The organism is Stutzerimonas tianxiuensis (assembly GCF_053470365.1).
Map to the genome: position 1 here is coordinate 1 of NZ_JBPVWS010000001.1, position 12,709 is coordinate 12,709.

The window sequence follows — 12,709 nt, forward strand, 5'->3', positions numbered from 1 at the left end:
CCAGCGTCCTCGCTCAACCGACAGGGGTCGTTGCTCATAGAACACTGGCTAGCAGCGTTTTTACACACTCTGGGCCAGAAGCGGACGTTCGTGAATGCCCGCAGTTGGGTTGGCTGCTCGGTTCTCCTTAGCTATCCCGCTTGCCGGCTGAAGATAGCGTCCCTGGTTTGTCGTTAAGCTCTTCGCCGCTGACAGCCTTATACATGCGGCGGAACAGTTTCCGCTCGATGTTTGCATTCGTGGACTTTTGCGAAGGCCGAAGTAAAACCGCTGGTCGCGTGGACGACGACAGTCAGGATATCGACCACCTGCGCCACCGTGCCCGCCTCAAAGGCTTCGACACTCTCGTTGCCTGGGTGTGCGAACTGATGAAATAGCTCATGCCCGACACAGAACCATGAATGATCTCTGGAGGAGACGACATAGACAAGGCGTAAGCTCCCATAAGGGCACCGCCAGGGCGGGGTGATTCGTTAGCTTCCTGTGGAGATGGATGAGGTCATTTCAATCAGATGAACCTCACTCAGCTTTTCCTAATGTCGATTGCCGGTCAGTAGAAGTAGCTAGCAAAGAGACGCAAATCCGCAGCCGTTCAGGTGCTTGGTTTCCTACCGTCCTGCTTCCCTCTCTTTAACTCCTGGAACTCGCGGCAGTGTTCCAAAGCGGCTTTTAGCACGACAGCCAAACCGACAGTAGCAAGAATATTTTTCAGCATGATGGGTCTCCTTTTATTTCGCTCGATTTCTCGGTTAGCACAGGAATTGGCGCAGCCGTTCCCGCATGATTTCCGCGCGGCTAGCCGGACGGGTTTCTAGTTCGGTGCGCTGGCAGGACGGGCAGTGACTGAACCAGTCGACTCCCAGCTGGAGTGCGTCGCGGGTGAAAATGCAGGTGCGTTGCCAGTGGCAATGTGAGCAGATGAAGGTGCGGGGCGGGAGCGGTATCGGCATGTATGGTCTCTCCGTTGTGCTTGAAGAGACTGTGCCGGAACTGCGCGACAAATGGTGTCGTGGTATGCGACACAGTGCTGCTCTGTTAGGGGTAGAGCCCGCCTATGCCACTGAGATCGACGAGCGCCAGCGCCTCTCTGAGCAAGAGACTTTCAAAGTTTTTCTGTAAAAGCTTTGTTCGCTTGACGAGGGTAAGTGCATTGATGTGCTGATCTGGCAGAAGTTTTCCGGCAGTATCGGTGTGCTGTTAGATAACCGGTATGTGTTCCAAGCTTCTGGGATCACAATCGCGGCAATGTCGATGAAGGCATTCTGGAAAAGCCGCTTCGCCAGTGGCAAGCGCGCAGCCCAACTGGCCTTGGATAGTGGCAACACGTCGTCGCTGCTCAGCGGGCTGTTCAACCGCCTTCACACCCTCCGCAACCAGCTTTTCCACGGCGGCGCTAACTAAAATGGATCGATCAACCGTGAGCAAATGCGCGACTGCACAAACGTCCTGGGCAAGCTAGCGCCGCGACCTCCGAGCTGATGATGGATAGCCCGGATAACCTGCGGGGGGATAAGGGCTATCCGGTGGTGGATTAGTCCCGTCAATGGCGAAGGAGGAAAGGGGGATTCAGGTTTTAGTGACGCCTCCCCACATCCAGTTGGTGATCTTGATAGTCCAGCCTTTTGAGCACCACGTCCTCCTGACTGTTGGTTTAAGTAACAGCGGAGTCAACGGCCGAGCTAATGCTGTCATAGGCCGCGTCCAACGCTGTGGCAGTTTGCTGGACCGCCTCGTTGAAAGCTTCATGAAGTCTTCGAGACTCTTTTAGCCAGGCCTGTAGAGACGATGTGTCGACGCTGTGTGTGAGCTTATCAATTGGGGCAAGCATGCGCTCGTAGAGCTCCTGGCCGCCGAACTCTAGGCAATCCAGCCGAAGTCCGTTTATCGCAACCTTTTGCGCCTTCAGCGCGGCGATATCCGTCTGGATAGCCTCGCCATACATGGCAAACACTTCGCCCAGACGCTTCTCTAGATGTTGTTGAGTGCTCCCACAGCGGTTGATGCGGGCGAAGTGCTCCAGCAGCGGTACCTTGCGATAGGCGACCTCTTCGCGCAGGGTAGAACTGTAAGCACTGACGCCTTCAATCTGTATGCCTTCATCATCGAGGCGGTATTGCACCTCTTCGAGGATGTCGTCAATGTCCTCTTCGGCCTTGAGGTCTGCCTTGGTGAGCACGACGTACACCGAGCGCCCTTCCACACCAATATGCTGGATGAACTCGAGGTCTGAGTCTGGCACGGTACCATTGGAATCAAGCCCGATAAGCCAAATAATCGAATCCGCTTGTTGGGCAAATTGTACGGCGGTGCGTCTGTCCCCCTGACTGTGCTCGGCCGCAGTTGAAGGTGGGTTGTAGCCGGGAGTGTCGATGAAGCAGATATCGCTAAGGCATTCAGGTCTCATCCTCACGCCGACACACATGAAGGGCATCAAGCTCTTGAGGTCGAAGCTGAACGAGTTGATGAAGGCGTGCGACACGTTTTTGTAGAAATCGACGTCAAGATTGATATGCCCGCCGCTGGCTGAGTAACCGCGAATCATGCGCTCATCGGTAGCTAGCACGTAGCTTGGAATGGCCGTAACCGGCTTCAGACCGACGGCCAGGCGTACCTCAGGGTCGTCGATAAAACTGTTGATAAATTCTGATTTACCGCTGCTGAACCCTCCAACGATGCCGACTATGGTTCGCGTGCGCACGTCAGGGAAACTCACCAGCAGCGCAAGCTCCTGTTCAATCGACTGCAACAGCGTCAGGGCCTTGGCTTCGGCGGCAAGTGATGACTCGCTCTCGGCAAAGGCCATGTAGTCGGATGCCAGCAGCTCTCGGAAGCGGGCGAGGCCAGCACTTTCCTGCGGGCGGGCAGCCAGTAACCGGGAGATAAGTTCGAAGCGGGTCCAGGTATCGCCATGGCGTTGTTGTAATGCCTGGAATTTCTCAGCTAACTCGGCATTGGTTCGCTGGTGACCTGCCAGACTCTGTTGCAGCGACTCGATGGCTTCGGTGCTGGCCAGCAGCTCGACGCGGGTAATCTCCAGCGTTTGTTCAAGCGTGCTGCGGGCGGCTTCCAGCTGATCGCGTTCTTGACCGAGTCGGGAATTCTGGGTCGACAGGGCATCGAAGCGGAGTTTGGCTTGCTCTTGATCCTGCCGCTGCTTGGTTTGCAACTGCTCAAGCGAGTGCGTTGCACCAAGCAGGGCTTGCCTCGTGCTGTCAAGTTCAGCGGTGGTGCTGGCCTGCTGCTCGGTTAGTTGAGCATGGCTCTGGATCAGCGACTCCAGACGCGCCAGGTCGTGTTGGTGTGCCTGGTTCATCGCGTTGTGACGAGCATCGGCTGCCTGCAGCGCCGAGGCGATACTGTCGTGCAGCGGTCCGCGGCGCAACACAAAAAAACGACTGAGCTTGTCCAGTTGCGCCAACAACGTTGCGGGAAACAAGTCTGTGTTCATAGGGCTTCCAGCTCCTTGGCCATGCGTTGCAGGCGGTCAAGGGTGAGCAGGGTGTTTTCGACTTGCTCCTCCAGCTGGGCGATGCGCTCCTGCATGCTCTTGAAGAAGGCGTCACCGTAGGAGGTGGGCAGTGCGTGCTTGACTTCGGCGATCAATTGGCGGATCTGCTTGCTGGCCTCTCCTTTGAACGCGTCCAGGCGGTGCTGCGCTTCGTCGAGATAGTCCCGAGCTTCTAAGTCAAGCAGGTGATGACCGGTGCGCTTGAGCTTTCGCAGATCGCGGGTGTCGAGTTCGAAGGCCGGAAGCTTGAAGTTGGAGACCAGGCCCTGGTTGGTGCGGATGATCAGTGCGGCATCGAGGTCATCGCCCAGGTGGCGCCTGGCGACACCTGTTGACTCCTGGATCAGCTGCTCACGAAATTGGAATGTCAGAGCCTCGCTCGCGTCCCTGAGGTTTTGTACTACCTCCTCGGCGAAGTGTTCCAGTTCGTTATACACCTTGCGCCAGAATAACTTGAACTCGGTATGGGTGCGGGTTTCCGTCCCTCCCCCCCACGCCCAGTTGGCGAGCTTGGCAGCCAGGCTGTCGCGCACCACTTCTTTCTTTTCGCGGGTTTCAACGCCTGCGCAGTCAACGGCCGAGCCCGTGCTTCCATAGGCAGCGTCCAGCCGCTTGGAGAGTTCTTTCTTCAATTTGCCCTGGAAATCGGCAATGCACGTGGCGAGCATGCTGTCCAGTTCGTAGGTGGCCACCGTGATCAGGCTATCCAGCTTGCGGCGCTGAGCCTTCAGGTCCTCGATATCAGCATTGCGAACTTCATGGTACTTGGCCTGTGTGAAGGCCAGCAGGTCAGCACGAAATGCTTCAAGTGCCGCCGACTTGGCGCGGATCAGCTCTTCACGGCGCTGCTCGATAATTCGGTCTTTCTGCGCACGAACATTTTCCAGCACGTCCTGTAGGGTGGCGGTGTTCGCCAGCAGGTCGAGGTTAGCGCGGCAGCGTTCGGTATGGTCAGGCGTAAAGAAGTCCGGGTAGTTGGACTGCAGGTTGTCCCAGGCCTTGCGCTCGCTACTATCCCAACCCTCCTGCTCGTCGAAGCGGACTGATAGGCTGTGGCACATGCCCGAGGTGTGCAGCACCTTGCCGGCACCATTCTGGATAAGACAATCGAAGGTTCGGCCGAATTCTGGGTGCTGGATCTTCAAGCGTTGCAGGGTGTCGATCATGTGGGCGCTGAGGGTTTCAGTGATTTTATTCAGTGCGCCATTGAGGGTGGGCTGACGGATGTCGCTACCATATAGCTGGTTGTCCACTTGGCTTGCGATCAGCACCAGCTCCTGCACCCCCTCTTTCTGCGTAATTCGGCTCATCATCTCGATATCCTGCTCGCTTAGGAACTGGCCGGCAGGGCTAACGATGAACACCACGTCGCAATCCTTGAGCAGCACGGTCGTGCGCTCCTCGCGGGACTGTACCGGGTCGTTCAGACCGGGCGTGTCGATGATCCTGATATTGCGCAGCGAGGGCAGGGGCAGCAAGATGTCGACGCTCTTGGTCAGCGGCATGTAGGCGCCCCCAGTTGCGACGTATTCATCCAGCTGCCTGGCCAGTGAAGTTAGGTCCGTTGCTTCTAGCTGTCCTAGGCTGTCGAGGGTGCTGAGGTCAAGGTTGCACTCACAGATTCTTTGCCATTGGTCGTGGGCGGCCACCAGCGCGTGCTCACCCTGCAAGGCACGCCGGGCCGCCTTGTGCACGTCGGCGCGGAACTGTTCATCCTCGACGTGCTGGCCATTGCGCTGACGGCGCTGGCGTAGGGTATCTGCGGCCAGGCCCTCCTCCTCCTTGAAGCGCTGCCGGTAGCGTGCTGCGTTTTGTTCGATACTGGCCCGGTCAGCGGCATCGTAAAACTGTACGTGGGCCGAGAAGGTTTCGCCGTAAGTTAAGGTGGTCAGTGCGGCGGTCATTGGCGTGGCGGCCCGTGGCAGAACAGCGTGACCGTCGAATACCAAGGCATTGAGCAAAGATGACTTGCCGGCCTTGACCCGTCCCACCACGCCGATTTGAAGTAGGCGGTGCTCTTCGTCCAGCAGGTTGAACGAGCGGGCAAGGTCGTGGGTCGGACTGATCGCATGTTTGCGTATCCATTGGGCGATGTCTTTCTCCAGCTCCGGGCTGTATTGCTCCATCCATTGATGGAGGCGCTGGTTAAGTTGGATTACGCCCTGTGCATTCATGCTTGCAACTCGTACAGGGTTTCGGAGGCCAGTTTCCGTAGCGCTTCCCCGACCCGGGTCAGGTGCTCGATCTGTTGTTCGGCGGCCTGGGCGGTCTGCTGGCGATTGCTCGATATCTCGTTGATCACGCTCTGCTTCTCGCTTATTTCTCGTTCGAATTCGCTGCTCACCTGTGTCACCAGTGCGTCCATCTGTTCGCTGAGCAAGGCGGGCAAGCGATCCCGAAGTTCACGTTTCACCGAGGGAATGACCTCGGTAACTATTTTCTGGCGCAGTTGTTCGCGCTGGCGACCTTCGTTGATGAACGCCAGGATGTTCGGCAGAAAGATGATTGCCAGCTCGATAAGCGGGTTGACCACCGAAGTGGTAACCGCCAACACAGTGGCCAGACCCTGATAGGTCACACGTGGCAAGGGCTGACCCTCTTCCCACTTGGATTCCTTTTTCAAACGCTCCAGTTCCTTAGCGTTACGCTCGGCCAGCGAGCCGCTCCAGTGGCCTAGGGTTTCACCGGTTTTCTGCAAGCTACTATTGATTCGTTCGGTGAGTTGACCGAGCCAATTCAGTTCGTTGTTGAATTGGCCCATGCTCTTGCCTAAATCGCCGACGGCCTGGGCAAAATCAGCGACCACCGAACGGCCGAGGGTGTCCATCTGATCCTTGACGGAACGGGTCATCGAGCTGCGTACCACCTCGGAAACGATACGTGAGAAAGCTTCCTGATTGCCGGCTAGGCCCGCACTCACCAGTTCCGACTCCACACCTTCCAATTCGCGCCCCACCGTTTTCAAACAGCGATCAACGGTGCGGTCCAGTTGCTGGTCGCGGAGGTCCTCCAGTACATCGTCACGCTTGCGTTCGATTTGACGAATACCTTTGGCCAGCTCGCTCAGGGCGTACTGGTTTTCAGCCTGATCCTTCTTCAACGAGTTCAGGGCGAGGTTGATCTGGCTCAGTAGCGAGTGCGTCAGGTCTTTGAGCCTGTCCTCGAATATCTGGCGCACCATTTGTTCAGGCTGGAGGCGGGTCAGCACTTCCTTCAGGCGCTGGTCACCATCGAGGCCAACCGTAACCAGGGGGCGTGAAGTGACGAAGTTGCTGCGGATCTGGTCATCGACCAGGTCCGACACGGCTTGGACCTGTTCATCGGAACGGAGGTTGATTTTGTTTAACAGGAAGCTGAAATCACGGCCGTAGGTCTGCAGGTCGTCCAGTTGGCGGAGCATCGATTGGGTAATGTTGCCGTCCTCGACGCTTGTTACGACGATGAAATGCACGCCACGTGGTAGGTAATAGCCAATGGCTTTGTTGTGATTGGCCAGCGATGAGCCGAAGCCTGGCATGTCCACCAGTACCAGAGAAGGAAGTGCCTTGAGTTGTGGGTTGTCCAGGTACAGCTGCACATGCGTGAACTCATCGGCCCGGCTCTTCAGGGTGCTCAGGGCGCTGACGCTAAGGCGCTCGCTGCTGCCGTTCGGGCGCAGGGCCAACAAGTGCGGGTCGCTGCTGTAACGAAGTTCGGTGGCGAGCTCCGTTTCAGGAGTGAGGCCTACCCCAAGAACGTCTTCGCCAATAAATGCGTTGATCAAACTGCTCTTGCCGGCGCTGAAAGCACCTATTACTGGAATCAGCAGCTCGGTGTGGCGTAGGTCTTCCTTTAACTGCCCTAGCTCGTCTACTGGCAGAGGAGTCTCAACGATTAGCCGTTCCACCGCTTCTAGATAGTTCAGATAGATGTCTTGAGTTTTCAGCATACGAAACGCTCCTTACACATTCGGGGCTAGGACCTCAGAGGGTATTTCTTTCTCGTAGAGTGCCCCGAGGCGGGAGGCTCTCTCTCGGATTGCTGTGGCCCAGTGCTTTGGCTCACTCACCACCACGTTCTCCCCCAAGCTAAACACCCACCACATTGTTTCCTGGTCATTAGGCACCCTGGCGCGCAGGTGCTGCCAATCGCTACCTTCTAGCGGTTCCAGGCTTTGCTCGGTGCTCAGCGGAGTTTCGCCAAGTAGCCAGGCGATCTGCGGCGAAACGCTGGCGACCAACTCCACCTGCTCAATGGCTGTGGAGGTGTTGAGGTACTGGACGACGTAACTCTCGATATCGAAGTCTTTACGGGCGTGGGCAGGGGCTTCCAGGCACTCAGCATGGTGAATGCGGTGCAGGGCGAATTGGCGCAGGTCTTCGTAGCCATCGACGCTGCCGATCAGGTAGCTGATGGCGTGCCGAGAAACCAAGCCGGCAGGGTGGATCAGCAGTTGCTTCACGTCGATTTTGCTGCGGCTTAGGTAGCTGATCCGAAGCTGTTTACGTTCCAGTAGGGCAGTGGAAGTCTGCTCCCAGACGTATGGCGCGATCTGTGCTGGCCGCAGGGACTTGCCGTTTGGAATCGCTCGAACCTTGCGCGCCCAGTGTGCCAGACCGTTGTTTTCCAGATTGTCGAGGTAATCACGGGCCATGCGAAACTGTGGACCTAGCTGGTCCAGCACGCTCTGTGGAAGCAGCGGCTGCAGGTGGTTTTCCGCGAGGTACAGAGCCAGGGCCGTAGGGGTGTCCATCGCCGAGAGATCAATAGGAGCTTCGGGCGACAGACTCCAGCGAAATGAAGGGGAACTTTCGTCACGCTGCAGGGCAAACGGGATAGAGAGCCGGTCAAGGTCGCGCTGAACTGTACGTAGGCTTACTGAGAAACCATCTTCCTTGAGCTTTTCCAGCAGGGTTGTGGTCGCTATACGACCAGGCGCTCGCGGTATAAGGCGCAGTAGGGCAATAAGCCTCAGGAGGGTGTCCTTGGCTTGCAACATAGTTACTTCCCTGTGTTGGCAATGAGGTGCGCTTTGTTGGCGTCACTTATATGACCAATTTAACCCTTTCAGTAGCAATTTGCCATGATGTCACTGGCAGCGCATCTTGGACGCATGGACTTGGCGACTGGGGGTTTAGTCAGGTTGCTCGACAGGCAAGAAGGTCTGGCGAGCAGCATCTTGGGCAGTGCACGAAGCACTCCTTCACTGTGCGCGATTTCTGTCGTCGAGCACCGTCTTTTGCCAGTGACAGCTGGTGGCAGCAATGGAGCAAGGCCTTTAGCAGTCTTCGAGCATCCTTTTGTGAGGCGGATGCGGAGGACAATACGCTGTCATAGCGTCAAATTCTGTCGCGGGTACCTAGCTACTCACGGCTGTTCATCCCGGCTCATGCACCCGTTGCTGTTGTTGAAGCTGCAGCCGATATCGGTAGTAGCTGTCTTCAGTACTCGTTGGGCTTAATCTTCAACCGATGAACCAGAATCCCAGGGACCGCTTCCGGCCAAAAGCGGACGATCACCCAGTGAATAATCTGTCCCCTTTTTACCCAACGTTGCGCTGAGCTTCGCGTTCGAGACGGCAACTGTACTGGATGCTGTTGAGATAGCCGTAGATGTGGATCTTCAGCAGCGCGGATGATAAGCAGGGCGGCCGGTTTCGGCGGGAACCACCCCATCGAAACCCAGCTTGCCAAGGTCAAGCTCGTCGACGAACACATCGACCACCCGCACCGGATTGGTGCCCGCCACGTAGTCGTCGAGGTTCTCAGGAAGTAGAGCGCTTTGGCCTCGATGCTCTCCCTGGATAAACCGCTTCATCGGCATCCCCCGCTGATTTGAATCCATCAAATCACAGCAAGGTCGATGCCAGAGTTTTCACACAGCCTAGGCCAGAAGCGGACGGTGGCCAGCAAATAAGGCTGTCCCCTTTTCCTAATTAGGCTGGCACAAAAATGGTTAATGTTACAGATGACCCTGAACCCACACGGCTCAAATGAGCCGGTGGACGCCACCTCGACCCACTCACTAAAATACAATCAATGATTGCACTTTGGAGAGTGGTCAGGGAGTTGCTCGGTGACAAAAGCACTAGAAAAGCGCTTTATGAATTGAGGTTACGTTAATCGAACAAGTATTGGAGGTCAATACAGCATGACGACTTTTGTTGCTTGGGTTGGCGTAGACTCAAGAGGGACTGCATCGATTAATTTTGCCACAGATAGCCGAATTTCTTGGGGCCCGTCAGGTGAAACGCACTGGGATATGGCTCGAAAGACATTTTCATCTAATTCGTCGCCTGACATATTTGGATATGTGAATGACGTAATATTTCCTTCGATGGTATTGGGGCAAATAGTCAACGCTATTGATAACGGCGGGCTATTTGGAGTAAATGACTCATGTGAAACTCGCTTTATAAAAGTTGCTGAGCACATAAAGAACTCGCATGAGCTTTATCCTCCTGGATTTCGCGAATCATTTTGTATATTTCATGGGGCAAGAGAAGGCGCTGGCCTTCAGGCGGAATTTAAATTAAATACGATAGCTTGGAATAAGAAGCAATCTACATGGTCGGTTGATAGTCTTTCAATTCCTATAGTTTCTAGTGCAATAAAAATTGATGGCTCGGGAGCAAGAGTCGTGGGTAAATGGTCGGAGCGCTGGAAGGCTACAAGTCAGGGAGGGACAAGTAGGGCTGTTTTTAGCTCATTTTGCAATGCCATCTATTCTGGTGAAGATAAACTTTCAAGTGGCGCCCCACAATTAGTCTCGTTGTACCGAAAGGGTTTTGGAAAAACTATAGGCTTCATAGAGAATCGTAAGAAATTTATATCCGGCATAGAGATACTAAATTCATCGGAAACATCGGATGAAGAAATTGAGTGGCGAAATAGGTACTTTGAACGATGTGATGCGTTAGGGGATCTAATTAATGGAGCTCAAAAGCATCACGTACCAAAAGGCCTTTCATAAAATATCGCCTAGCAAGCGCATGTTGCCGGGATGGTTTCCGCTGCGCTCCAAACCATCCGCAAATGCGAGCGTTATAATTCACATGAGCTCGGAGGGTTATGAATATCTCAACGTTAGAAGTAAGTAAAACTGCAATGTATCACGGAAATTTTACAGATCGTAAAAAAGAATTCTCAGAAGCATGTAAATGGTTATCCAGAGAGATGGGTTTTCCATATAAAAGCACTCGGATGGGCGACTACGAGCGGCTGCTAAAAACATTTGTAAACCCCGGGGCAAAAGCACCTACGGAACGAGACTTAATTGATGATTTCTATCGTTTTATGCAAGCAGCGACCGAAGCGTGCCAGATCATCCGTTTGTGGAATACTTTTAAGGATGGTAAGCACGACGGCTTAAGAGACCGTATCAAGCATGTTATGTCTGGTAAAACTATGCGTGCCGAAGCAATCATAAAGAACAAAAAAGGACAAAATGATGACCCTGCACGAGATTTCGCGTTTGAGCTAAACATTACCTCTAGGTTTCTCAAAGGCGGCTATGAAGTCGACCTAACGGATGACTGCGATGTGGTTGTTACTATTGGTAAAGACAGATTGTATGTAGAGTGCAAACGTATAAAGTCTTTGAAAAAATTAGCCTCTCGTATGAAAGAAGCATCAAATCAGATAAATGCACGTATTGGTGCAAATCGTAAAAATAAGTATGGTTTGATAGCACTGGATGTGACTGATGTACTCTTGCCTGAGGGTGCAGTTACAGCAACAAGCGATGTGCGTCTGTATGACATGGAAATACAAAAAGCAATTACAGATTTCGCTAGAGAGCAGCAAGATGTATCAAACAAAAATGCAGGTCGTAATGTAGCAGGTATTCTATTTGAATTTAGTTCAAGCGCATTCTTTTCTCATGAGGAAAAGGAACCTGCTTTGGGTTTTGGGCGCGCAGCGTGCATGTATAGGCAGGCTAGCCAAAACAAAAAGGCGCTGGCTCTAGTCTCCGGTTTTATCGACAAAATTGCCAATCAAAACCTATAGAGTTCAGATTTATAACAAAGCATTTAAGAGTGACTCCCAGCGCTTGGCATTTCAGTTCAAGATTGGCTTTTGTGTGTACGGTGCAATGATCTAGGTTAGGTGGTAGTGTTGCTCACACCTTAATGCGGCGTTATAACTCACCAGGAAAGAGAATGAATTCATCAGCTTTCACTGCATCGCTTCCAGCACGTGGTATGAATTTCTTTTGCAGATCGTCCGCCTCTGGCCGTTTTGTGCCTGTGCAGACTAGAAACGGCCTAAATAAGTCTGCACCTTTTCGTGCTGTGGAACGCGGCTGATCTATTCGGGATGGATTAAGCTGGAACATGGAAAACCAATACTGTCAGGAACAACTCGCGACCGGCGTCATCGTTCGCGCGTAGCACATAGCGAAAACCGCTTTCATGAGACCAGCTCACGGCACGCTTGAAATTGGGGTGTTCCTTTACCTGGGCGTCAATACCGTTCATGACTGTCGTGGTATCGATGCCGCGATTGAAGATTAGGATTGCGGTCTTCCCATCCCGCCAAGTGGTGTATCTGAGGAGTTGGTCAATCGCTTCCTTAAAGGCTTTGGGCCCCTTCCAGAATTTGCACTCAGCAATAAAGACGTTGCGATCTGCCTCTCGCAGCAGAATGTCCGTCTTGCCCGACATGTTGAAGGTTTCGCCAGTGGCTTTGCCTTCGAACTGGCCGTTGAGCTGAACGAGGAAGTGTTGCCGCAGCGCCTCTTCGTTCATGGACTTGAATGCCTCAGGGCTACGCTCCATCACTACGGCCATGTCTTGCATGATGCGTAGTGCTTGCTCGTACTGCTCCATGGCCCAGGTAGGCTCCGGTTTGAATGGCATAGCACTCGCTGGGGGCAGCTTGGGTGCCGCCTTCTTCTGGACAGTAGGAACGGCGTAAGTCTTCGGCGCGTCCTCCCGTCGCTTCACGGGGATACCCAACGCTGCGACTCGCTCCGACTGGGCAAGGAGGCGCGTCCGTCTCTGGTCAATACATTGCGCGGTTTGGTTGGCCAGCCCCTGGTTGTAGGCCTGAATCATCGCTCGCTGTAACCCCAGGTACTGCTCAATCTCGTCGAGGACGCGCTCTACACTACTTCGCACATCAACATGAGGGGCATCGGAAGGGGAGTCGTACCGAAAAAGCAAGTCCGTTTTGTTCACCACAGCACGGGGGGGATTTGAACTGAACTGATTGGCATGAG

General features: G+C 54.2%; 10 protein-coding genes and 1 pseudogene. 4 read left to right on the forward strand and 7 right to left on the reverse strand.

Annotation, left to right across the window (positions count from 1 at the left end; translation table 11 throughout):
- Window positions 1-592: 592 nt before the first annotated feature.
- Entirely contained in the window at window positions 593-715 is a 123-nt protein-coding gene (locus ACSSNI_RS00005; protein WP_267908362.1) for a hypothetical protein, read from the reverse strand.
- A 164-nt stretch (window positions 716-879) separates the two neighbouring features.
- Here ACSSNI_RS00005 and ACSSNI_RS00010 point away from each other — a divergent pair, with 164 nt between their 5' ends.
- Window positions 880-1,119, forward strand: coding sequence for a hypothetical protein (locus tag ACSSNI_RS00010; protein ID WP_200640112.1), 240 nt, complete (start codon window positions 880-882; stop codon window positions 1,117-1,119).
- 36 nt (window positions 1,120-1,155) lie between these two features.
- A complete protein-coding gene (locus tag ACSSNI_RS00015) occupies window positions 1,156-1,401 on the forward strand; it encodes a hypothetical protein (RefSeq protein WP_200640111.1) in 246 nt (81 codons plus the stop codon).
- A gap of 250 nt (window positions 1,402-1,651) precedes the next feature.
- Here ACSSNI_RS00015 and ACSSNI_RS00020 read toward each other — a convergent pair whose 3' ends face one another.
- The 5 genes and pseudogenes from ACSSNI_RS00020 to ACSSNI_RS00040 form a co-directional block, all read right to left on the reverse strand.
- Entirely contained in the window at window positions 1,652-3,166 is a 1,515-nt protein-coding gene (locus ACSSNI_RS00020) for a dynamin family protein (RefSeq protein WP_448258731.1), read from the reverse strand.
- 278 nt (window positions 3,167-3,444) lie between these two features.
- Window positions 3,445-5,682, reverse strand: coding sequence for a dynamin family protein (locus ACSSNI_RS00025; protein WP_200640109.1), 2,238 nt, complete (start codon window positions 5,680-5,682; stop codon window positions 3,445-3,447).
- The gene (locus tag ACSSNI_RS00030) at window positions 5,679-7,436 is read right to left on the reverse strand and encodes a dynamin family protein (protein ID WP_200640108.1); all 1,758 of its coding nucleotides are present in this window, start codon (window positions 7,434-7,436) and stop codon (window positions 5,679-5,681) included. The genes ACSSNI_RS00025 and ACSSNI_RS00030 overlap by 4 nt, the downstream gene beginning before the upstream one ends.
- 12 nt (window positions 7,437-7,448) lie before the next feature.
- A complete protein-coding gene (locus ACSSNI_RS00035; RefSeq protein WP_200640107.1) occupies window positions 7,449-8,486 on the reverse strand; it encodes a helix-turn-helix transcriptional regulator in 1,038 nt (345 codons plus the stop codon).
- A 549-nt stretch (window positions 8,487-9,035) separates the two neighbouring features.
- Window positions 9,036-9,304: pseudogene (locus ACSSNI_RS00040) on the reverse strand (transposase); the annotation flags it as partial.
- Window positions 9,305-9,637: 333 nt separating this feature from the next.
- Between ACSSNI_RS00040 and ACSSNI_RS00045 the strand changes: the two are divergent.
- The gene (locus tag ACSSNI_RS00045; protein ID WP_200640106.1) at window positions 9,638-10,459 is read left to right on the forward strand and encodes a hypothetical protein; all 822 of its coding nucleotides are present in this window, start codon (window positions 9,638-9,640) and stop codon (window positions 10,457-10,459) included.
- Window positions 10,460-10,557: 98 nt separating this feature from the next.
- The gene (locus ACSSNI_RS00050) at window positions 10,558-11,496 is read left to right on the forward strand and encodes a hypothetical protein (RefSeq protein ID WP_200640105.1); all 939 of its coding nucleotides are present in this window, start codon (window positions 10,558-10,560) and stop codon (window positions 11,494-11,496) included.
- A gap of 314 nt (window positions 11,497-11,810) precedes the next feature.
- Here ACSSNI_RS00050 and ACSSNI_RS00055 read toward each other — a convergent pair whose 3' ends face one another.
- Window positions 11,811-12,668, reverse strand: coding sequence for a hypothetical protein (locus ACSSNI_RS00055; RefSeq protein ID WP_200640104.1), 858 nt, complete (start codon window positions 12,666-12,668; stop codon window positions 11,811-11,813).
- Between the last annotated feature and the right edge of the window lie 41 nt (window positions 12,669-12,709).

Bases quoted from the DNA above. Each gene is read 5' to 3' on its own strand.
- ACSSNI_RS00005 (WP_267908362.1), bottom strand. From the start codon at position 715: ATGCTGAAAAATATTCTTGCTACTGTCGGTTTGGCTGTCGTGCTAAAA.
- ACSSNI_RS00025 (WP_200640109.1), bottom strand. From the start codon at position 5,682: ATGAATGCACAGGGCGTAATCCAACTTAACCAGCGCCTCCATCAATGG.
- ACSSNI_RS00030 (WP_200640108.1), bottom strand. From the start codon at position 7,436: ATGCTGAAAACTCAAGACATCTATCTGAACTATCTAGAAGCGGTGGAA.
- ACSSNI_RS00035 (WP_200640107.1), bottom strand. From the start codon at position 8,486: ATGTTGCAAGCCAAGGACACCCTCCTGAGGCTTATTGCCCTACTGCGC.
- ACSSNI_RS00045 (WP_200640106.1), top strand. From the start codon at position 9,638: ATGACGACTTTTGTTGCTTGGGTTGGCGTAGACTCAAGAGGGACTGCA.
- ACSSNI_RS00050 (WP_200640105.1), top strand. From the start codon at position 10,558: ATGAATATCTCAACGTTAGAAGTAAGTAAAACTGCAATGTATCACGGA.